The sequence below is a fragment of the Vreelandella sp. H-I2 genome (assembly GCF_052959335.1).
Genome location: NZ_JBRAMC010000003.1, coordinates 306,554 through 327,342, shown reverse-complemented (window position 1 = coordinate 327,342; position 20,789 = coordinate 306,554). Strand labels below are relative to the sequence as shown.

Genomic DNA, 20,789 nt, shown 5'->3' with positions numbered 1-20,789 from the left:
TTCAAAATATATTTTTATAAAACAAGGCTTTAATTCACGATACTTGCACAGTCTAGCTTCACGACATCAATAGCTGATACCTTCTCTGCAGCACGTTATGTTCCAATTTTTATACATTTCAGTGAGTTAAAGGTTGGATAAAAGTCCACATACCGGCAGCGGAGTGGCTTAATAGTGTACTGATCAGACAGCCGATGATGGAAATCATCAATCCATTCGAGCAAATTCTTTACCTGTCGAAAAGCCATGTCGTTGCTTCCTCATATTGGTAAATGAACTATATATTGAGTCCTGTCAAAACGAGGCCTCATGCTTTTAGCCTACTGACGTAAACGTGATTGAGAAGACAATGTGATGTTCTCAAGAACAACCGGGCGTGAGGTAACCCAAGGGCGTCGGCATGCACCTTTTACCTCCTGTTACGGCCACAATCCCACACTTTACGCACGGGAGGGTGAGATACCAGCACTGCGCCAAACGATGCCCGGCCGAGATAGAGGAGTGCAAAGCGAAATGCGTAGTAAGCTATAACCGAGATATGGTATCCGAGTAGGTACGCGCTTCTCTCAATTGGCAGCCGGTCACTTAACTAGTAGTTTATAAGAATGTTAAAAAATAAAGCGAGATCGCGTCCTGTTCAGGGACACCGGCTCCCGGCTTGGCACTGGTTTTTCCCGCTGACAGCATTGCACGCGGCCCTTATGGTGCCGCTCTCACTGCTGTCATTTTATTATCAATTTGACCTGCTGCTGCAGCTTGCGTCTCCGACAGGACATGCCCGTGAGCTGATCTTCGGCTTTGCACTTTCTTTGATCGCTGGGTATTTGCTGGGCCCGCTGTCACGCCGACGGCTTGCGGGGTTAGTCTCTTTATGGGTGTTGGGCCGCTTAGGGGTGATGGCAGCGCCATTAATGCATGTCGCCACGCTGGCCGATGTCCTCTTTGCTGTGTGGGTCGCCTATTTATTAGTACCGCGTTTTATGGCCGCCAAAAAATGGCGCAACCGCATCCTCTCGCCATTACTGGGCTTAATATGCCTGCTCGGCGTAGTAACCCTCATCTGGCGCTACCTGGGTGACATGTCGATTGTGCGCCCCCTGATACACCAAAGCGTGCTGTGGCTGGTACTGTTGATGACGTTTATGGGCGGACGCATTATAGCTCCTGCGGTCAATAGCTACCTGATGCGGCGCCATCGTCTGTCGGGAGTCGGCGTACAAACGCGTATTGAGGCAGCATTGATTTTATTATTGGGGACTGCCCCCTTCCTGATGCTGTGGCCGCAGCTGCAGCCTCTGGCAGCCATGCTGGCACTGGCTGCTGGAATGCTAATATTGCTTCGGATTTACCGCTGGAGGCCGAACCAATGTCGCGAGCGACCAGATTTACTGGCACTCATGGCAGGCTATGCCTGGCTGGGCGTGGGTCTTCTGTTAATGGCGCACACTTGGTGGATGTCAGGCCAAGATAGCGCATCGCTGCATGCCTTTACCGTTGGCGCTCTGGGTACTTTGGCCAGCACAGTGATGCTGCGCCAAGCGATTCTGCGCGCCAAGGCGCAGCCTGAGCACGAATGGTCTCTGCTCCCCCTGGTGGCGCTGTTTTCCACGGCAGCAGCCTTGCGCCTGTTGGCGCTGGAAGCCGGCGGAGCTTGGCTTGTGATGTTATGGGCCGCGGCACTGGTCTGGAGTCTTGCTTGGCTGCTGGTGGCCGGACGGCTGTGGTACTGGATTGGTCGACTGCCAGCAGCGCGCCCATCAGTGAAATGATACGACTCCAATAAAGCATTCAGCTTTTTTAAGCTGGCTGGCGGAGTACTTTTAACGGTACTTCCGAATACCCACCAGCAGGATAGAGGGCCCGTACCGCAGGACACTCGGCTATTGGAGCCAGTTCAACAGCTGCGCCTAGCAATGCCTCCATAAAGAACTCCAGCTCCATGCGTGCCAGTGGGGCGCCTGGGCAGACATGAATACCAGCACCGTAAAGCAGGTTATCCTTCGGGTTACGATCCAGCTGCACCTCTTCAGGGTTGCCAAACACCGCCTCGTCACGGTTAGCCGAACCCCACAGAAGGGTCAAACGCTCACCGGCCTCAATATGCCGGCCACCGATCTCCACCGGGCGTGTGGTGATTCGACGGTTCGACATCAGCGGCGCGTCGAGACGCAGGATCTCATCGATGGCTGCTGATAGTAATGATGGCTCGACGCGCAGGCGAGCCTGCAGCTCGGGGTGGAGCGCTAAGTAATTCATTAGGATGCCTATGCTCGCCGAGATAGTGCCGAGCTCACCTACCGTCCAATTGCGCAGGATGCTAACGATCTCCTCGTCGCTCAGCGGACGCCTTTCCACTGTCTCTTTCATGATCCGTGTGGTTACGTCGTCCGGGGCGGCATCGCCTAGCGCCCGACGGCTTTCCAATTGCTCGCGAATCACGCTGTCAAATTCCAGCGCCAGCTCGCCCAACACCTGGCGGTCGCCAGCCAAGGTGGCATCCTGTTGTCGCTTTACCCAAGCACGCAGCGGCTCGTGAAGGCGAGTCGGCCACCCCATGAAGGCACACTGGATCTCCAGGGCAAAGTCCTGCCCCATCTCAGCCATTGCCTCCACCTCACCGTCGGCAGGCAAACGGTTCACGACTGCCTCAGCGATGGCCCGGCATCGAGGTGCGAACTCACTCATGGCATCAGCGCCGAAGTAGGGCTCAATGAGTTGGCGAAACTGGGTATGCTCAGGAGGATCCATGGCATTAGGCACCGACAGGTGGCGGCTTGCCGCGTTGCTGAAAGCCTCATGATCATTGAGCACACGCATTACGTCTTCGTGCTGGAAGATCGACCACTGCAGATAGTCACTGAAGGCCACCGGACACCGCCCGCGCATTTCGTCATAAGCTGATATCTGGTCATTTAGAACGCTCTCGGCGCGCGGATCCCAGTCCTGCTGAATCGTACCGCTCATGATATCTCCTTTAAAAGTAAGAGTTGCCTGGAAGGTGACATAAGCCTCACGCGTGAAAATGGGAACAAAGGTCTATATCACCAAACCTAGGCTAAATTTACATTGACTCACATCAACCCTTCATTAATGGCTAGCACGAACACCTTCAGCCACCAGTAATGCGGGGAGCTCTTTATAACGGGGGTAAAACAAATCTTTTTCTTGACAGGAGGTCAAATAAGGCTTAATCCTAAAGTTAATATCATAACATGATATTTTAAAACCAGCCACGGCCACCATTGCATGCGAGGCTCGATAATGACTCCCTTAACCATCATCAAATTGCCCTTCACCCCCTTAGTGGGCTGGAAAGAGCTTAAACAGCGCAAACTCTCGATTGCCACGCTGGCTTGGTGCGTGGTGTTGCCCATGTCGTTAGTTCCCCCGTTGATGCTCTATTATGCGGGTACACACTACGGGGATATCTTCGCTCCGGGCTTCGCTGACCGGCAGTGGCGTTTCATCACCACCATTTTATTCCTGGCCGAGCTGCTCACCTTCTTCATTATGGGCTGGCTAATTCAGGCGGTGGTCAATAGCGATTGCGAACTCTCGATCAGCTACCACGACGCCTATTTGGTGGCGGCCCTGGCACCGTTGCCATTATGGACCGCAGCAATCGCCTTGCTTATTCCCAGCCTACTATTCAATGCCTTGGCAGTATTGGCGGCACTAGGCATCTCTTGTAGTTTGGTCTACCACGGGCTGCAGGCACTATGTGAACGCTCATCGAATGATGTCACCACGATGTCCGTTACTTACACCATCATGGCCGCTGGGGTGCTGGCATGGGGTCTGCTGATGGCTATTGTCTGGGCTTACTAAGGTCCAGGTAGAACGTGGGCTACTAACTAGCTAGGTTTAGAAGGCAACCCAGTGACTAACGAGGTAACGATGAGTATCGAATTGAAACGTGCCTACGACTCACCTCACAACCAGGATGGTTATCGTGTCCTAATCGACGGAATCTGGCCGCGTGGAGTATCCAAGGAAGAGGCCAAAATCGATGAATGGCGTAGGGAGATCGCCCCCAGCAGCGACCTTCGTAAAGCCTTCCATGACGGCTCGCTCGGGTGGGGGGACTTCCGTCAACGCTACATGAAGGAATTAACCGCGCACCGCGAGGAACTTCACGACTTGGCACTGCGTGCCCAAAAAGAAAGGGTTACCCTGGTTTACGCCTCCAAGGAGGAACGCCATAACAATGCAGAAGTGCTGCGCCAATATCTGAAAATGCTGAAATAATTAGCCTCCACCAGTCATAATCAGCACCGCGCCTCCTGCGACGTGGTGCTTTGCCCAGCATACGAATAACGATATGAACGCCTGCTACCAGCGCCCTCATCGCTTACCTATTTAGGGGTAAGCCAGCGCTCTATAGTGGTACGCGGCATCAAAATTGATCCAGATCAACATTATTTCCCCCTTATTTCTTTAAAGTGAACTTCATACATTTTCTCGTACTGAGAAATCAGTACCCAGGAACTCATATACCTCGATAAATCACGTTGCCGAATTGGTAAATTCAACTCAAAAGATGCATAAGGAATACTTCAATGAAAACCCTCGCGTCCATAATATTGCTAGGCGTTGTTGCTTCTATTTCGGTTACCGCTCATGCAGATGGCGAAGCTACTTATAACCAGGCATGCATGGCTTGCCACATGACGGGCGCCGCAGGTGCTCCCATCCGCGGCAATGCCGAACACTGGGAGGCACGCGTGGAAAAAGGAATGGACACCCTATACGACCACGCCATCAACGGTTTCCAGGCCATGCCTCCTAAAGGCGGCCAGTTAGCCTTGAGTGACGACGAAGTAAAAACAGCGGTCGATTACCTGCTCGAACCCGTGCTGTAAAACTTCTCGCCCCAAAAGGAAATCGTAATGTCCCGTGTGGCTTACCCGCTCCATCTCACCAGCGTCTGGATTGGCCTGTTACTGTTCCTGACCATGGCGCTACCCGTCCAGGCTATTGAGTTGGAGCAGGTAAAAGCTGGATTCCCCACTGCTGAGCACCTTGAAAATGCGAACTCCCAGTGGCCGGTAAGCCGGGTAATCGCCGGGAACGATGAACTGCTCGGCTATGCCTATGAAAGCCTGGATATTGCGCCAATTCCCGCCTACTCGGGAAAGCCGGTCAACATGCTGGTGGGAATTGATCTGGAAGGTCGCATTGTCCAGGCCGACGTACTCAGCCATGCAGAGCCCATCATGTTGGTGGGCATTCCGGAAACGAAGCTAGAGAGCTTCGCTGACGAGCATATGGCGGCCCACGTTAATGACAGGCTCAGGGTTGGTGACAATCTTGACGCTATCTCCGGTGCAACCGTGACAGTCATCGTGGTTAGCGACACTATCATGCGTAGTGCCAGAAAAGTGGCCGCCGAGCAACAGCTGATCGCCGACCTATCGCTGGCACCGCCAGCGAGGGTTCTGGATGACGTTTTCGCCCCCGCTGACTGGAGCGAACTCACCGGTAACGGCACGATACGCCGCCTACACCTAACCCATGGTGAGGTCGACGAAAGCTTTGTGGGCACGCCCGCCGAAAATTACTTGCGAACCCCACAACCCGCCGACAAGACCTTTATCGAATTGTTCTATACCTACCTCAACCCGCCTACCGCTGGTCGCAACCTGCTAGGCGATGCTAGCTATGACCAGTTGATGGCTGAGCTGGTGGACAACGAGCACGCTATTGCTGTTATGGGGCGAGGCGACTACTCCTTCAAAGGTTCGGGTTACGTTCGCGGCGGCATTTTCGATCGGATCGAGCTTTCCCAAGGCAGCACCCGAGTCAGCTTTCATGATAGCGACCATATTCGACTGGGGCACCTGGCCCTTGAAGAAGCGCCTGCCATGGCTGAGCGCGATATCTTTATCGTCCGCGAGGAAGCGGGCTTCGACCCCGGCCAGCCTTGGCAACTAGAGTTATTAGTGCGGCGCGCCTCAGGCCCCTTAGATACCGAATTCAGTCGTTTTACTGCCGATTACAGTGTCCCTGAGGCCTATATTGAGCGGCCCGAGCCATTGGTAGAGGAACCCATTTGGGTGCAGGTATGGCGTGACAAAGTGTTCCAGATCGCTGTATTAGCGGCTGGCTTATTAGTACTCACCGGCATCATGTTGTTCCAAGATGTGTTGGCGCGTCGCCCTCGCCTGCTAAATCCCCTGCGGCTGGGATTCAAAATCTATACCTTGATCTTTATCGGCTGGTACTCGCTGGCCCAGTTATCAGTCGTCAATATCCTAACCTTTACCAATTCACTGATCAGCGGATTCAGTTGGTCTTCATTCCTGATCGACCCGATGCTATTTATTCTCTGGTCGTTTGTGGCCGTCAGCCTGCTGTTATGGGGCCGCGGCGTATTCTGTGGCTGGTTATGCCCGTTCGGTGCCTTACAGGACTTGGTCAACCAGATCGCACGCAAACTTAAAGTAAAGCAGATAGAGGTGCCCTTCGGCCTTCATGAGCGCCTATGGGCGATCAAGTACATCATTCTGTTGGCCCTGTTCGCCATTTCCTTACATTCACTCGGTACTGCCGAACACTACGCCGAAGTGGAACCCTTCAAAACCGCGATCACACTGCGTTTTCAGCGTGACTGGGCCTTCGTTCTTTATGCCTTGGGCCTGGTGGCTATTTCCGCCTTTAACCATAAATTCTATTGCCGCTATCTATGCCCGTTAGGCGCCGGATTAGCGATTCCATCACGCCTACGCCTGTTTGACTGGTTGAAACGACATCGCGGCAGCTGTGGCACACCCTGCCAGATCTGTGCCAACGAATGCGAAGTGGGTGCCATTCACCCCGATGGGCGCATCAACGCCAACGAGTGCCATTACTGTCTCGATTGCCAAATCACCTACCACGATGATCGGCGCTGCCCGCCGATGATCAAGCGTCGCAAACGCTACGAGAAGGCGGCCGGTTTGGTCGGTGGTCGAGGTGGTGTCGAGACGCATGACCCCGGCAGTGCCGGACATAGCAAACTGCAGCGAATACCCACTCTCCAGGAGGAGTGAACCTATGAGTGATAAGAAGAAAGAAATTGAGAACCTAGGCCGTCGCCACTTCCTGCGCAACAGCGCAGTAACGGGTGTAGCCGGAGCGGGCTTAGCCAGCGGTTTTGGTGCGGGCGCCCTGCTCAACAGCCGACAAGTCCAAGCGGCAGCCGCCAACGGGGTCGAAGTCGCACCCGGTGAGCTTGATGAGTACTACGGTTTCTGGAGCGGCGGCCATCAAGGGGAAGTCCGCGTATTAGGCGTTCCTTCGATGCGAGAATTGATGCGTATTCCGGTATTCAATATCGACAGCGCTACTGGCTGGGGGATCACCAACGAATCTAAGCACATCATGGGAGACTCGGCGCGTTTTCTCAACGGCGACTGCCACCACCCGCATGTCTCGATGACCGATGGCAGTTACGACGGCAAGTATCTTTTCATTAACGACAAGGCCAATACCCGGGTCGCGCGCATTCGTCTTGATATCATGAAGACGGACAAAATCACTTCGGTGCCTAACGTTCAAGCGATTCACGGCTTGCGCTTACAAAAAGTACCCTATACCAAGTATGTCTTCGCCAATGCGGAGTTGCCGATTCCCCAGGTCAACGATGGTCGTGACATGGAGACGCCGGAGAACTACTTCACCATGTTCAATGCTATCGATGCCGAGAGCATGGAAGTCGCCTGGCAGGTAATTGTCGATGGCAATCTCGACAACACCGACGCTGACTACACAGGGCGTTTTGTCGCCTCTACCTGTTACAACTCGGAAAAGGGCATGACCCTGACCGAGACCATGCGCAATGAGCGTGACTGGGTCGTCGTGTTTGATGTCGAGGCAATCGAAGCGGCAGTAGCGGGTGGTAGCTACAAGACCCTGGGCGATTCAAGCGTGCCGGTACTCGACGGTCGCAAAGGATCACAGTTGACGCGCTACATCCCGGTTCCCAAGAACCCACACGGCCTGAATACGACCCCTGACGGCAAGTATTTTATTGCTAACGGTAAGCTATCACCGACCTGTTCCATCATTGCCATCGACAAATTACCGGAACTGTTCAATGACCGTATTGAACCGCGCGATACCATTGTCGGTGAACCAGAATTGGGCTTGGGTCCGCTTCATACGACTTACGATGGCCGGGGCAACGCCTACACCACCCTATTCATCGATAGCCAAGTCGCCAAGTGGAACATTGAAGATGCCATTCGCGCTTATAACGGCGAGGAAGTGAATTACTTACGCCAGAAACTCGATGTCCACTACCAACCGGGCCACAACCACGCCAGTCTCACCGAATCCCGGGATGCCGACGGCCAATGGCTGGTCGTGCTATCGAAATTTTCAAAGGATCGCTTCCTGCCGGTAGGCCCATTGCACCCTGAAAACGACCAGTTGATCGATATCTCCGGGGAAGAAATGAAGCTAGTGCATGACGGCCCCACCTTTGCCGAGCCTCACGACTGTATCTTAATGCGTGCCGACCAGCTCAGCCCTAGCCGGGTATGGCGGCGTGACGACCCCTTTTTTGCCGAAACGGTCGCCATGGCGGCAGCCGATGGTGTCAATCTTGAAGGCGAGAGCAAGGTAATACGCGACGGCAATAAAGTACGGGTTTACATGACGTCTATTGCGCCACAGTTCGGCCTAACCGAATTCAAGGTCAAGCAGGGTGACGAAGTCACGGTGGTAATCACCAACCTTGATCAGGTTGAAGATCTGACCCACGGCTTCGTCATGGTTAACCATGGGGTCTCCATGGAGATTAGCCCGCAGCAGACCTCAAGCGTCACCTTCACCGCTGACCGAGCCGGAGTGCACTGGTACTACTGCTCCTGGTTCTGCCATGCCATGCACATGGAAATGACCGGCCGAATGCTGGTTGAGCCGGCCTAACGTTCAAGTGGCGCTGAGAGTATAGCCACAATGCGGGCCGACACGCCCGGCCCGCTGCTGGAGAACACCATGAAACGACACCTCGGCTTCTTCGGTCGCCTACTCCCTCTGGTATGGATGGCGTGGCTACCGGTCGGGGTTTATGCCGCCGACTGGCACGCCACGCCAGGCGAGCCGTTGCAACCTTTGATCGACCAAGCCGACAACGGAGACCGTTTGTTGCTTCCGGCGGGACACTACCCAGGACAGGTAGTTCTCGACCGTACACTGCATGTCCTGGGTGAACCGCAAGCCATACTCGATGCGGGAGGCGGTGGCCACGCAGTCGTACTATCGGCACCCAACATTATTCTCGAAGGCGTTCACATTGAAGGCTGGGGGGATAATTTGACCGAGCTGAACGCGGCTATTTTCGTCGAGCCTTCGGCACATAGCAGTACCATTCGTCATAATCGGCTAACCGGGCCTGGCTTCGGCATTTGGCTCGACTCCGTCAATGATGTGAGTGTGGTAGACAACACCATTCGTGGCGATACCAACCTGCGCTCTCAAGATCGCGGCAACGGTATCCATTTATTCAATGTCAAAAGGGCTAGCATCGAAAACAACGACGTCAGCCAGACACGCGACGGCATTTACCTCGACAGCAGCTACCATAGCCTGCTACGTGGTAATACCCTGCATGACCTTCGCTACGGCGTTCACTACATGTACTCCTTTGACAATCATTTAGAAAGCAATCTAACTCGCCGAACGCGGACCGGCTATGCCTTGATGCAATCCAAACGCCTCAAGGTAATCGATAACCGCTCTGTGAATGATGAAAATTACGGCATTCTGATGAACAACATCACTGACTCCATTGTGAATAATAACCATATCGAAGGCATCACCCAGCCCCTGAATGCCGATGGGCAAGGCCGCCTTAGCGGCGGCGACGGCAAAGCGCTGTTCGTTTACAACTCGCAGTTCAACCGCATCGAGAATAACCGTTTTGCGGACAGCGATATTGGTATCCACCTTACTGCTGGCTCGGAAGACAACCTGCTGTCGGGCAACGCCTTTGTCGCCAACAAACAGCAAGTTATGTACGTTGCTAACCGCGAGCAGGATTGGTCCGGTAACTACTGGAGCGACTACCTGGGATGGGACCTGGACGACGACGGCATCGGCGACACCGCCCATGAACCGAATGATGCCATGGACCATTTGCTTTGGCGCTATCCCACTGCACGCCTGCTGATGCAAAGCCCCGCAGTACTGGCATTGCGCTGGGTACAACGCCAGTTTCCAGTATTTCGCCCTCCGGGGGTCAAGGACAGCTCGCCATTGATGAGCGAGCCCAGCCGAGAAGGAAAAGCCCTATGAACCCGGTGATAGAACTGCATCGTGCCACCAAGCGGCACGGGGCACTAGTACGCCTGGCTGAAATGGACCTTACCATCGAGAAAGGCGAAATGTTGGCTCTGCTCGGCCATAACGGTGCCGGCAAAACGACGATAATGAAACTGATTCTAGGTTTAATTTCGCCTAGTTCAGGTCGCGTTGACGTACTCGGTGGTGCGCCGGACGGGCCCCACGCCGAACGCCTTCGGTGTCAGTTAGGCTACCTGCCCGAAAACGTCACCTTCTACGAACAGCTTACCGGGCGCGAAGTGCTCACCTATTTTGTACGTCTAAAGCAAGCCGACCGGCACCAGGTAGTGGTGCTGCTTGAACGTGTCGGCCTGGTCGAGGCCGCTGATCGTCGCGTTAAAACCTACTCTAAAGGCATGCGCCAACGCCTAGGCCTGGCACAGGCTTTACTCGGATCACCGCGTTTACTGCTGCTTGATGAGCCCACTACCGGCCTTGACCCTGCCGCCACCCGCGACTTCTACCAAGCTGTGAAAGCGCTGCGAGACAGCGGCTGTACCGTGCTGCTGTCTTCCCATGTGCTGCCCGGTATCGAACCCTATATCGACCGTGCGTTGATCCTGGGCAAGGGCCATCGCCTTGCTTTGGGTAGCCTTAATCAACTCCGGGCGGACGCAAAGCTACCGCTGACGTTTCGTATTCACGGCGCCTTGCTGGAAAAACAGCCCCAGCTCTGGGCCGATATGCAGCTTGAGCCGATTCCTCTCAACGAGCGCAGTGTGGAGGTTAACGTACCTGCAGAGGATAAGATGCGGGTACTACGCCAGTTAACCGCCATGCCGGGTATTGAGGATATCGAGCTATCACCGCCCACCCTTGAACATCTCTATACGCATTTTTCCACTCGTCCCGCTTCCCTGGATTCAGGAGTCAGCGCATGAAGTCTATGTTTATCGTTGCCGCCAAAGAGTTCAAGGATGGCCTGCGTAATCGCTGGGTACTCGCGATCACCGTGATACTTGCCGTTCTGGCAATGGGCATAGCCTACGTCGGTGCTGCTGCAAGCGGTGGTCTTGGGTTTACGTCATTGGCCACCACCCTGGTCAGCCTCTCCACCCTGGCAGTTTTCCTGATTCCTCTGATCGCGCTAATGTTGGCTTACGACGCTGTTGTCGGCGAGCAAGAGGCTGGCACCTTGCTGCTGCTGCTCACCTACCCCTTAAGCCGTTCGGCGCTATTATTTGGCAAGTTTTTTGGTCATGGGATGATTCTTGCCGTCGCCACACTGCTCGGCTTCGGTATCGCTGGAATTGTGATTGCTTTTGGCGCTGAAGGCGTTCCGCTTTTCGAGCTAAGCGCTGGCCTGGCGCGATTAATTGCCAGTAGCGTGCTGTTGGGTTGGGTGTTTTTGGCTTTCGCCTACCTGATCAGCGTGACGGTCAGTGAGAAAGCCCGGGCTGCTGGGCTGGCGCTGGGGGTATGGTTTCTGTTCGTGCTGGTATTCGACCTGGTGCTGCTCGCGCTACTGGTGGGAATCAAGCAAGGGGGCGACTGGCTCCCCTATTTGATGCTACTGAACCCGACCGACAGTTTTCGCTTGATCAACCTAGCGGGCTTCGACGCCACCCAACTTGAAAACGGGATCTCCGCTATCGCCCGGCAGGGTGCATTTCATCCCACCTGGCCACCCCTCGCTATGTTGGCTTGGGTCGTGGCGCCCCTGCTATTAGCCATGCGTCGTTTCCACCATCATCCCGCCTAACTACCGTTACTTAGGAACTATTATGCCCGCTCTGCTGCCCATCATCGCTCTGGTTTCGCTACTGCTTGTCGGCTGCAACAATGCCGCCGACAGCGCTGATGCGGCGCCACCCCAGCCTATTACCGACGAAGACATTTGCCATGTCTGCGGCATGTTTATCAACGAATTTGAAGGCCCCAAGGGCCAAGCGTTTATGGAGAATCATAGCGATGCGCGCAAATTCTGCTCCACGCTGGAGATGTTCGTTTTCCTCCAGCAGCCCGAGAACCAAACTCAATTGCGTCACGCCTACGTGCACGATATAGGTGTAACGCCCTGGGCGGCCCCTGAGAACGACGCCTTCATCCTCGCGCAAGACGCCTGGTATGTCATTGAGCATGAACAGCGCGGCAGCATGGGACATACCTTAGCCCCCTTTTCGAGCCGTGAGCTTGCCGCAAAATTCATCGAACTCCACGGCGGTAGAGTAATCGCCTACGATGATATCGACCTCGCATTACTCGCTCAGTTGGGGCGTGGGGAAGCGAACGGGCATACCGGGCACTAGAGCGAGAATAAAGAAGAAAAGTGGCTGCGCCTGCTCAGGCCAGCCAGGAAAGGGGGCTGTGACGAACGGCAGCCCCAACCATATAAGCGAAGACGGCAACCGCCACTACCGCGGCGATGGCACGCGTCCGCGGCGTTGAACCGCGCTTAATCGCGATGGTGCCGATACCGATATAGGCCAGCAGCGCCAACAGTTTGGCGCCAAGCCAAGGAAGCTGCCAGGGCCAAACGGAAAGTAGCAGCATCAGGGTTACCCCTAATCCCAATAGCGCCGTATCGATGATATGGGGCAATACCTTCACCCAACGTGCGTTGAGACGGGGACTTTCCCGCACTGACCACCAAGCGCGAAGCACAAAAAGCGTGATACTCAGCGCTGCAGCGGTCATATGTAATTGTTTGATAAGAAAATAGTATTCCATAACATAGCCACCTCTAGCCAACGTTAACCGCATCGCCGTGACGATCGAAAGCGATGAACGAGGTGATATTACCCATTTGTAACGATTCCATGATGCGCTGGAGTTGGCGCTCGATTTCAGCGTCATCTTTCGTGTCGTCCATTGCCGCAGCGAACACCAGATCCCATTCAATTTCGGTACGGCGTGACTCCTCGACCAAGGCCGCCATGCTGCTCAGCTCATCTAATGGTTTGTCTACACAAATCACCGGGACCAATACGCCACCCTCTCCTTGCTCGAAGCGGCGGCGCTGTTCGTCATCGGGGAAATCGGGAAGTTCTGCGCGCACAAACACAAATAGCAGGCGCTGGGGCTTAACTTGTTTGCTAGCTTCTTGCAGTAAATCGGCAAACGTCGCAATCGTCATGGAAAGAGGCCTTATCGTTACTTTGGTTAATGAATACGTGGTTAATGAATATGTGGGTAAGGAGATGTCTGCCGTTACTCAGCAGGTGGCGTCATACCAGTGCCAGCGGCATTCTGAGTTTTGCCACTAACCACTTTCATGCGTGCGGGCGCCTCGACGAAAAGCCATAACAGTAGCATCACCATGGCCAGGGGAATTAACAGACTTAACGGCGCAGCACGCCAACCATACGCTTGGACCACCAAAGGTTCCATTCGCAAGGAAAACCCCACCCCTGCTAGCAAAGCCAGGCAAAGCCCCGCCAGGAGGCGCTTCTGGCAACCGGGCATCCAGCCTTCGGCGTGAGCGATACCGGTGGCAATGACGGCGCCACCCACACCGAGGCCGGCACCGATCAACATAAATTCCCACGGCTGGCTCGCCACTCCGAACCAGCCCAAGGCCAGCGCTAGCCCCAGCAGCCACCATTGCATGAAGCTACAAGTATTACCTCGTCGGGCCAAGCGCCATGCTGGCCAAGCCAACAGGGTTCCACTAGCCGATGGCAATATCCCATAGACGGGATGAATCGCGAGCAAGGCGTAGAGCGTCCAGCTAGCCACCGCCAGAGCGCTAGCCAACGGCACCAACAGCATAGCGACCAAATGCTGATAGCCATTTATCGGCTCAATGGATGTCTCCAACATCGGAGGCGGAATGGACGAAGACATGGCGTTTCCCAACGAGGGTATGAAGACATCGGAAGTCATGTCAGAATTGTCGGTAAACCCTGGCTGTAGGTCAAAAAACATTGGAGGTAGTCCGGCTAACCATAAAGGAATAGCTCTCGTATCAAGATGCAGACAATGACACTCTCTCTTCCCTCTTACGCGCTATCGGAATCGCCATGAAATTGCTTCAACGTTCCCTAGTGGCTCGTATTATAGCCTCGCTGCTAGCCATTAGCGGCATGGCCCTGATTAGCATTCTCCTCACAATGACCATGTCCAACGGTACACGTGGCGATGCCGCAGCCATTAACGTTGCCGGTTCGTTACGCATGAACGCCTATCAAATCATGGGCGCCTTGCAGCGCATACAATATGCCCCGCAGGCGACGAGCGAGGAGCAACTTGAAGAACTTATCACCCGTTTCGATCAGCGTTTGCATGGCGCCACCCTGGAACAAAGCATTCCCGCTGATGATCGTCACGAGCGGCGACGCCAACTTGAGAAAATTCACACCTACTGGCAATTTACGCTACGTCCGGCGTTGGAGAGTTCACCCTCTGAAGAATTGGACCTTGATACGCTCGAAGTGATGATCGTTGCGATGGTTAGCGACATCGAAACCCTGGTCACCTTTCTAGAGCAGAGCACTGAGGCCAAGGTACGCCTACTGGGCATGATGCAAGTGCTCTTCTTGGTACTGGTCGCCATCATGGTATTGATTGCGCTTTACGATGTTCGCCACAATCTGGTGGTGCCCTTACGCCAGCTCATGGTACTTGCCCGGGAGGCGGCACAGCGTAACTTCAAGCCACGTTCACAGCTTCGTGGCAGCGACGAGCTGGCCCTGTTAGGCCACACCTTCAACAATATGTCTGCTGAGTTGGCTTCTAGCTATGCTGCGCTGGAAGACAAAGTGTCGCGTAAAAAAGAGGAGCTTGAACGTAGTAATCAGGCGTTGCGAGTCATGCATGATGCCAGTCGTTCACTCTATGGTGGTGGTAACGACCTCTGCTCAAGCGCAGCGCCCATGCTACGCGAACTGGAAAAGCTGTTGGATATCGGGCCGATACGACTATCACTGAACGACCCTTTCGACCAACGGGAAATGGCGGTCCTGGAAACCCACTCGCGTACCCGGCCCGAGTATTGTCGCGATCAGGATTGCCATGCCTGTCTGATCGATCCCCGCCCCCTGGAGCTGGTCGCCACCAAGCAGTCGCAATGCTTATTGTTACCTATCAGCGTTGGCGATAAGCTGCTAGGCACCTTAGAAGTGTGGTATCCGCAAGAGCGACTCAACGATAGCACCCGTCGGCTGCTGACTATTCTAGCCGACCAGTTGGCCACAGCCGTATACTTACAGCGGCGCATCGAAGAGCAGCAGCATGTCACGTTGATCAATGAACGAACCATTATTGCGCGTGAGTTGCACGACTCCCTGGCTCAGTCATTATCTTACCTCAAGATGCAGGTGGCCCGGCTGGAACGGATGCAGCAGAAGGAGGCAACACGGGAAGCCCAAGCGGCGGTATTCGATGAGCTACGTAACGGCTTGAACAGCGCCTATCGCCAACTGCGCGAACTGCTCACCACTTTCCGGCTCAAGCTCGATGGGCCCGGGCTGCAATTCGCCTTGCGCCAAACCGTCGATGAGTTTGCCCAGCGCATGGGGGCGCCGGTAGAGCTTGATTACGATGTGCCGCCTTATCTATTGAATCCCAATGAAGAAATTCACGTGCTGCAGATCATTCGTGAAGCGTTGGCCAATACCCATAAGCACGCCCGGGCTCACTGGGCAGCCGTCACAGTACGTTTCGCTGATGCACGTCTATTGGTGCGTATTGAGGATGACGGCATCGGTTTGGAAGACGATAGCTCGCCACCGATGCACTACGGCTTGGTCATCATTCGCGACCGAGCCACAACCCTGAACGGGGAGCTGAGCATCGCTAACCGCCCCACGGGGGGGGCTTGTGTTGAGATTGTCTTTACCCCATTAACCGCTCGCTTAATCCAGCAGCAGCCTACTCAGGCGGCTGACTCTCATTTAGGTACAGGGACCTCGTAATGACATTAACCACCGCCAACGATACACCTGCCAGCCTGCTGATCATCGATGATCATCCACTGTTACGGCGCGGTGTGGCACAGCTGCTTGAGCTAGAAGACGACCTGGAATTGGTTGGCGAGACGGGCAATCCTGAAGAAGGCATTGCGTTAGCCCTCAAGCTAGAGCCCGATCTGGTACTGCTTGATTTAAATATGCCGGACGTCAATGGATTAGAAGCGCTGCGTCGTCTACGGGAAGCCGATTACAGCGGACGCGTGGTGATGTTCACTGTGTCCGACCACGAGGAGGATGTAGTCGCGGCGCTGCGCACCGGCGCCGATGGTTACCTGCTGAAGGATATGGAGCCCGAAGACATGGTTCGCCAGCTCCGTCAGGCTGCCCTGGGGCGCATGGTCATCAGCGAAAGTCTGACCGCCCTCCTGGCCGAAGCTTTGCGCAATCAGCGCAGCGCGCCCACCACCCCTGACATCCACAGCCTGACGCAACGCGAACGCGAAATCCTGCAACAACTTGCCGGAGGTCTTTCCAACAAGCTCATTGCACGCAAGCTGGATATTACTGAAGGCACGGTTAAGGTACACGTCAAGCATCTTCTCAAAAAACTCAACCTACGCTCGCGAGTCGAAGCCGCTGTCTGGGCAGTGCAAGAGGGTCTCGACCGCTAGCCAGCTCTGTGTGGTTACCTCCAAAAATTTCTTGATCACCTTTGTGCTACTTCGACATGCCTCTGTCCGTCTTTTTTGCCATTAAAATCAATCATATTTAACTTTTCAGCGACTACCTCTCTAGAGGTATGTCGCTGAATTCTGAGCTTTTTCACCCGGTTTCTCTATTCGTTTTCCAAGCGTATCTTGCCTGTTAACTACTTAGACGTAGAAAGGTTTGATGCCAAAGGAAAACCGCCATGAGTAAGAGAAACGCTGACATTGAGAAGTGGGATGTCGAAGACGCCGAGTTCTGGGAGAAAGAAGGCAAACGGGTCGCCAACCGTAACCTATGGGTATCCATTCCTAGCCTGCTGATGGGTTTTGCTGTCTGGATGATGTGGGGAATGATCACCACCCAGATGCAGAACCTGGGCTTCTCATTCACGATTAACCAACTATTCTCCCTGACCGCGCTTGCCGGTTTGGCAGGTGCAACATTGCGCATTCCCGCGTCTTTCATGATACGCATCGCGGGCGGGCGTAACACCATCTTCCTGACCACTGCGCTACTGATGGTCCCTGCCGCCGGTACCGGCATCGCCTTGATGAATCCAGGTACACCGTTCTGGGTATTCCAAGCGTTAGCACTACTTTCGGGTATCGGTGGTGGTAACTTCGCTTGCTCAATGAGCAACATTTCTACTTTTTTCCCCAGCAAGCAGCAAGGCTACGCTCTGGGCATGAACGCGGGCCTTGGCAATTTCGGCGTTACTACCATGCAGATCGTGATCCCGTTGGTGATGACTGTGGGTATTTTCGGCGCGCTTGTCGGTTCACCGATGGAGTTGCAAAGCGCCAGCGGTACCTTGATTGGCCGAATCGAAGCAGGTACCCATACCTGGATCCAAAATGCTGGCTTTATCTGGCTAGTATTTCTAATTCCGCTAGCGTTCGCCGGTTGGTTCGGCATGAATAATCTACGCACTATTACGCCTAACCCCGGCTCACCACTGGCGGCTTTTAGCAAAATATTGGGGCTCTACGGCGTCGGCCTGGTTACCTCGATCATCGGCATGCTGGCACTCGGCTGGCTGAATATGTGGGTTGCCCTGCCGCTAACCATCGTCTTGACCCTGGTCTTATTGCGCCTAATTCCTGGTGATATCAAACCCAACATCCAGAAGCAGTTCGCCATATTTTCCAATAAGCATACTTGGTCGATGACCATTCTCTACATTCTGACCTTCGGCTCCTTTATCGGCTTCTCGGCGGCGCTACCGCTATCCATCAACGTCATTTTCGGCAATATGATGGAAGCGGCCGCCGATGGCACGCTGGTTCGCGTGGCCAACCCCGAAGCGCCCAGCGCTTTAACCTGGGCCTGGATAGGCCCCTTCGTGGGCGCTCTGATCCGCCCGCTGGGGGGGTGGATTTCCGATAAAGTGGGCGGTTCCATCGTTACCCAAATCATCTCAGTAATCATGGTGGTCGCTTCCATCGCGACCGGCTACGTGATGATGCAGGCCTACAACGCTACCGACCCGAATCAGTTCTTTTGGATTTTTCTGCTGCTTTTCATTGTTCTCTTTGCCGCCAGCGGCATCGGCAATGGCTCTACTTTCCGCAGCATCGGTGTAATTTTCGACCAACAACAGAAAGGCCCGGTGCTTGGCTGGACCTCTGCCGTCGCTGCCTATGGCGCCTTCATCGCACCGCGAGTAATGGGTGAGCAAATCCAGGCTGGCACACCAGAACTTGCTATGTACGGCTTCGCTGTTTTCTACGCCATCTGCCTCGTCATTAATTGGTGGTTCTACCTGCGCAAGAGCGCCTACGTTAAGAACCCCTGAGTATTGCCTGAGTTATTTACTCCCGGAGCCAAGTTCCGGGGTTTGATCCCCTACCCCAGAGCGGGAGGACACCATGAAAATCATGATTGCCTACGACGGTTCGCGAAACGCCAAGCTGGCGCTTGCACAAATCGTGGATATGTTCCGCTGCAACCACCCCATGCTGGTATTAGTCGGTGTCGTGGAGAACCCACGCGACGCTACTGATCACAACGAAACGCTTTTTCAGCAGGAGCATGACGAAATTAAGAAGCATCTTCAGGAGGGAGTAGCGTTTGCTACGGGTGAAGGATTTCAGGCCGAGCAGCTTTTAGCTGAGGGGGATGCGCGCAAGATGCTGCTTCAGGCTACTCGGAAAATTACTCCCGATCTCTTAGTAATTGCACGCCATAGTCATCAACCGGACGGCGGCATCATTGCCAAGTCGTTGACTTACTTCGTCGATGAACTCGACTACATGACTTTCGGCAGCGTCAGCTCGTTCCTGGCCCGGCGCGCCGAGTGCCCCTTGTTGATCCTACCCAGCCCTTGAGCCACCTCTAGCCACCTTTGGGACATACCATCTTTGGGACACAGGACGATACGACCATGAAAGTTTCCACTGTATTTAAGTTTCGCAGCCCTGAAATCCGGGCCTTGCACCTGACCTGGATCGCCTTCTTTATTACCTTTTATGTATGGTTCAACATGGCGCCGCTGGCGTCGAGCATGCTCAAAAGCGTGGATTGGCTGACCTCTGACGATCTCAAGCTGTTCGCCATATGCAACGTCGCCTTGACCATTCCGGCCCGCATTATCGTTGGTATGGCATTGGATCGTTTCGGTCCACGCCGGGTGTTCTCCGTATTGATGGTGAGTATGTCGCTACCGGCGCTGGCGTTCGCTTTCGGTAACAGCATGACCCAGCTGCTAGTGGCGCGCCTGGTATTGAGCTCGATTGGTGCCAGCTTCGTGGTAGGTATCCATATGACGGCACTGTGGTTCAAGCCTAAGGACATCGGCTTCGCCGAAGGCTTCTACGCCGGCTGGGGCAACTTCGGTTCCGCCGTGGCGGCCATGTCTCTGCCGACCATTGCTTTAAGCATGTATGGCGGCTCCGATGGCTGGCGCTGGGCTATCGCTCAAAGCGCCATCGTTATGGCAGCCTACGGCATCTACTACTGGTTCGCGATTACCGATGGCCCGGATGCTCAGGCCCACCGTAAACCCCGCAAGACCGCTGCGATGGAAGTGAGCTCTTGGGGCGACATGATCAAGTTGATCATCTGGACTATCCCGCTGGTCGGCGTACTCGCGATTTTGGTCTGGCGGATCCAGTACATGGGCTATTTATCGGTTACCGGGGCGGTCATCGCCTACCTAGTTATCGTGGCGATCGTTATTTATCAGATAGTACAGATTTTAAGGGTCAACCTGCCGATCCTGCGCAAGGGGGTACCCGAAGATGATAAGTACTCGTTCAATAGTGTCGCCGCGCTAAATAGTACTTACTTTGCCAACTTCGGCGCTGAATTAGCGGTGGTATCGATGCTGCCCATGTTCTTTGAAGAGACCTGGGGATTGAACGCCGCCACAGCTGGCCTGATCGCGGCGTCGTTTGCTTTCGTCAATCTGGTAGCCCGCCCCATGGGTGGTATGGTTTCTGACCGCATGGGCAACCGACGCTTCGTGATGCTGTGCTACATGTTTGGCATTAGCGTCGGGTTCTTGTTAATGGCATTACTCAATTCGAGCTGGCCGTTGATTCTAGCCATTGCCGTTACTATTGGCACTTCGGTTTTCGTGCAAGGGGCCGAGGGAGCGACCTTCGGCATTATTCCCTCCATCAAACGCCGTATCACCGGGCAGATCTCTGGCATGGCCGGTGCCTACGGGAATGTGGGTGCCGTGGTCTACCTGACTATTTTTACGTTTGTAACCCCATCGCAGTTCTTCTACATCATCGCCACCGGCGCTTTTATTAGCTGGCTGATCTGCCTGGTATGGCTTAAGGAGCCAGAGGGCGCCTTTGACGACGAATACTATGTCTCTTCAGTGGATAGGGCCATCGAAGAGCAAGCTCTACTAAACGCAAAGCTCTAAACCACAAGTGCTAGGCGCTCAAG

19 protein-coding genes are annotated in these 20,789 nt (G+C 54.5%); 15 read left to right on the top strand and 4 right to left on the bottom strand.

Annotation, left to right across the window (positions count from 1 at the left end):
• The first annotated feature begins 605 nt into the window (after positions 1-605).
• On the top strand, positions 606-1,769 hold the full coding sequence (locus ACUVOF_RS09450; protein WP_447044118.1) for an NnrS family protein: 1,164 nt from the start codon (positions 606-608) through the stop codon (positions 1,767-1,769).
• A 28-nt stretch (positions 1,770-1,797) separates the two neighbouring features.
• Here the strand turns inward: ACUVOF_RS09450 and ACUVOF_RS09445 are convergent, their stop codons facing one another.
• Positions 1,798-2,964: a cytochrome P450 gene (locus ACUVOF_RS09445; protein WP_447044117.1), complete on the bottom strand. Its 1,167-nt coding sequence runs from the start codon at positions 2,962-2,964 to the stop codon at positions 1,798-1,800.
• Between the two features lie 297 nt (positions 2,965-3,261).
• On the opposite strand from ACUVOF_RS09445, the gene ACUVOF_RS09440 reads away from it, so the two are divergent.
• From ACUVOF_RS09440 to ACUVOF_RS09400, 9 genes are all read left to right on the top strand, one after another.
• A complete protein-coding gene (locus tag ACUVOF_RS09440) occupies positions 3,262-3,828 on the top strand; it encodes a Yip1 family protein (RefSeq protein ID WP_447044116.1) in 567 nt (188 codons plus the stop codon).
• A gap of 69 nt (positions 3,829-3,897) precedes the next feature.
• Entirely contained in the window at positions 3,898-4,248 is a 351-nt protein-coding gene (locus ACUVOF_RS09435) for a DUF488 domain-containing protein (RefSeq protein ID WP_447044115.1), read from the top strand.
• Positions 4,249-4,559: 311 nt separating this feature from the next.
• Complete coding sequence (locus tag ACUVOF_RS09430) at positions 4,560-4,862, top strand: c-type cytochrome (protein WP_447044114.1); 303 nt, start codon at positions 4,560-4,562, stop codon at positions 4,860-4,862.
• Positions 4,863-4,889: 27 nt separating this feature from the next.
• Complete coding sequence (nosR, locus tag ACUVOF_RS09425; RefSeq protein WP_447044113.1) at positions 4,890-7,031, top strand: transcriptional regulator NosR; 2,142 nt, start codon at positions 4,890-4,892, stop codon at positions 7,029-7,031.
• A gap of 4 nt (positions 7,032-7,035) precedes the next feature.
• Positions 7,036-8,913 (top strand): TAT-dependent nitrous-oxide reductase, encoded by a 1,878-nt coding sequence (gene nosZ / locus ACUVOF_RS09420; protein ID WP_447044112.1) that lies wholly within the window; start codon positions 7,036-7,038, stop codon positions 8,911-8,913.
• Between the two features lie 69 nt (positions 8,914-8,982).
• Entirely contained in the window at positions 8,983-10,281 is a 1,299-nt protein-coding gene (locus ACUVOF_RS09415; RefSeq protein WP_447044111.1) for a nitrous oxide reductase family maturation protein NosD, read from the top strand.
• Positions 10,278-11,210 (top strand): ABC transporter ATP-binding protein, encoded by a 933-nt coding sequence (locus ACUVOF_RS09410; protein ID WP_447044110.1) that lies wholly within the window; start codon positions 10,278-10,280, stop codon positions 11,208-11,210. Before ACUVOF_RS09415 ends, ACUVOF_RS09410 begins: the two co-directional genes overlap by 4 nt.
• Positions 11,207-12,031, top strand: coding sequence for an ABC transporter permease (locus ACUVOF_RS09405; protein ID WP_447044109.1), 825 nt, complete (start codon positions 11,207-11,209; stop codon positions 12,029-12,031). The genes ACUVOF_RS09410 and ACUVOF_RS09405 overlap by 4 nt, the downstream gene beginning before the upstream one ends.
• Positions 12,032-12,053: 22 nt before the next feature.
• Entirely contained in the window at positions 12,054-12,578 is a 525-nt protein-coding gene (locus tag ACUVOF_RS09400; protein WP_447044108.1) for a nitrous oxide reductase accessory protein NosL, read from the top strand.
• A 34-nt stretch (positions 12,579-12,612) separates the two neighbouring features.
• Here ACUVOF_RS09400 and ACUVOF_RS09395 read toward each other — a convergent pair whose 3' ends face one another.
• From ACUVOF_RS09395 to ACUVOF_RS09385, 3 genes are all read right to left on the bottom strand, one after another.
• On the bottom strand, positions 12,613-12,999 hold the full coding sequence (locus ACUVOF_RS09395) for a SirB2 family protein (RefSeq protein ID WP_447044107.1): 387 nt from the start codon (positions 12,997-12,999) through the stop codon (positions 12,613-12,615).
• 13 nt (positions 13,000-13,012) lie between these two features.
• On the bottom strand, positions 13,013-13,405 hold the full coding sequence (locus tag ACUVOF_RS09390) for a ribonucleotide reductase subunit alpha (RefSeq protein ID WP_447044106.1): 393 nt from the start codon (positions 13,403-13,405) through the stop codon (positions 13,013-13,015).
• A 74-nt stretch (positions 13,406-13,479) separates the two neighbouring features.
• The gene (locus tag ACUVOF_RS09385) at positions 13,480-14,115 is read right to left on the bottom strand and encodes a hypothetical protein (protein WP_447044105.1); all 636 of its coding nucleotides are present in this window, start codon (positions 14,113-14,115) and stop codon (positions 13,480-13,482) included.
• A 176-nt stretch (positions 14,116-14,291) separates the two neighbouring features.
• On the opposite strand from ACUVOF_RS09385, the gene ACUVOF_RS09380 reads away from it, so the two are divergent.
• The 5 genes from ACUVOF_RS09380 to ACUVOF_RS09360 all read left to right on the top strand — a co-directional run bounded on the left by ACUVOF_RS09380 (position 14,292) and on the right by ACUVOF_RS09360 (position 20,766).
• The gene (locus tag ACUVOF_RS09380) at positions 14,292-16,184 is read left to right on the top strand and encodes a type IV pili methyl-accepting chemotaxis transducer N-terminal domain-containing protein (protein ID WP_447044104.1); all 1,893 of its coding nucleotides are present in this window, start codon (positions 14,292-14,294) and stop codon (positions 16,182-16,184) included.
• Positions 16,184-16,852, top strand: coding sequence for a two-component system response regulator NarL (gene narL / locus ACUVOF_RS09375; protein WP_447044103.1), 669 nt, complete (start codon positions 16,184-16,186; stop codon positions 16,850-16,852). The genes ACUVOF_RS09380 and narL overlap by 1 nt, the downstream gene beginning before the upstream one ends.
• A 239-nt stretch (positions 16,853-17,091) precedes the next feature.
• Positions 17,092-18,684, top strand: coding sequence for an antiporter (locus ACUVOF_RS09370; RefSeq protein WP_447044102.1), 1,593 nt, complete (start codon positions 17,092-17,094; stop codon positions 18,682-18,684).
• Between the two features lie 73 nt (positions 18,685-18,757).
• On the top strand, positions 18,758-19,216 hold the full coding sequence (locus tag ACUVOF_RS09365) for a universal stress protein (RefSeq protein WP_447044101.1): 459 nt from the start codon (positions 18,758-18,760) through the stop codon (positions 19,214-19,216).
• Between the two features lie 56 nt (positions 19,217-19,272).
• Complete coding sequence (locus tag ACUVOF_RS09360) at positions 19,273-20,766, top strand: MFS transporter (protein ID WP_447044100.1); 1,494 nt, start codon at positions 19,273-19,275, stop codon at positions 20,764-20,766.
• Positions 20,767-20,789: the final 23 nt, after the last annotated feature.

Bases quoted from the DNA above. Each gene is read 5' to 3' on its own strand.
- ACUVOF_RS09415 (WP_447044111.1), top strand. From the start codon at position 8,983: ATGAAACGACACCTCGGCTTCTTCGGTCGCCTACTCCCTCTGGTATGG.
- ACUVOF_RS09410 (WP_447044110.1), top strand. From the start codon at position 10,278: ATGAACCCGGTGATAGAACTGCATCGTGCCACCAAGCGGCACGGGGCA.
- ACUVOF_RS09360 (WP_447044100.1), top strand. From the start codon at position 19,273: ATGAAAGTTTCCACTGTATTTAAGTTTCGCAGCCCTGAAATCCGGGCC.
- ACUVOF_RS09450 (WP_447044118.1), top strand. From the start codon at position 606: ATGTTAAAAAATAAAGCGAGATCGCGTCCTGTTCAGGGACACCGGCTC.
- narL (WP_447044103.1), top strand. From the start codon at position 16,184: ATGACATTAACCACCGCCAACGATACACCTGCCAGCCTGCTGATCATC.
- ACUVOF_RS09435 (WP_447044115.1), top strand. From the start codon at position 3,898: ATGAGTATCGAATTGAAACGTGCCTACGACTCACCTCACAACCAGGAT.
- ACUVOF_RS09380 (WP_447044104.1), top strand. From the start codon at position 14,292: ATGAAATTGCTTCAACGTTCCCTAGTGGCTCGTATTATAGCCTCGCTG.
- ACUVOF_RS09405 (WP_447044109.1), top strand. From the start codon at position 11,207: ATGAAGTCTATGTTTATCGTTGCCGCCAAAGAGTTCAAGGATGGCCTG.
- nosZ (WP_447044112.1), top strand. From the start codon at position 7,036: ATGAGTGATAAGAAGAAAGAAATTGAGAACCTAGGCCGTCGCCACTTC.
- ACUVOF_RS09440 (WP_447044116.1), top strand. From the start codon at position 3,262: ATGACTCCCTTAACCATCATCAAATTGCCCTTCACCCCCTTAGTGGGC.
- ACUVOF_RS09395 (WP_447044107.1), bottom strand. From the start codon at position 12,999: ATGGAATACTATTTTCTTATCAAACAATTACATATGACCGCTGCAGCG.
- ACUVOF_RS09390 (WP_447044106.1), bottom strand. From the start codon at position 13,405: ATGACGATTGCGACGTTTGCCGATTTACTGCAAGAAGCTAGCAAACAA.
- ACUVOF_RS09445 (WP_447044117.1), bottom strand. From the start codon at position 2,964: ATGAGCGGTACGATTCAGCAGGACTGGGATCCGCGCGCCGAGAGCGTT.
- ACUVOF_RS09370 (WP_447044102.1), top strand. From the start codon at position 17,092: ATGAGTAAGAGAAACGCTGACATTGAGAAGTGGGATGTCGAAGACGCC.
- ACUVOF_RS09385 (WP_447044105.1), bottom strand. From the start codon at position 14,115: ATGTCTTCGTCCATTCCGCCTCCGATGTTGGAGACATCCATTGAGCCG.
- nosR (WP_447044113.1), top strand. From the start codon at position 4,890: ATGTCCCGTGTGGCTTACCCGCTCCATCTCACCAGCGTCTGGATTGGC.
- ACUVOF_RS09430 (WP_447044114.1), top strand. From the start codon at position 4,560: ATGAAAACCCTCGCGTCCATAATATTGCTAGGCGTTGTTGCTTCTATT.
- ACUVOF_RS09365 (WP_447044101.1), top strand. From the start codon at position 18,758: ATGAAAATCATGATTGCCTACGACGGTTCGCGAAACGCCAAGCTGGCG.
- ACUVOF_RS09400 (WP_447044108.1), top strand. From the start codon at position 12,054: ATGCCCGCTCTGCTGCCCATCATCGCTCTGGTTTCGCTACTGCTTGTC.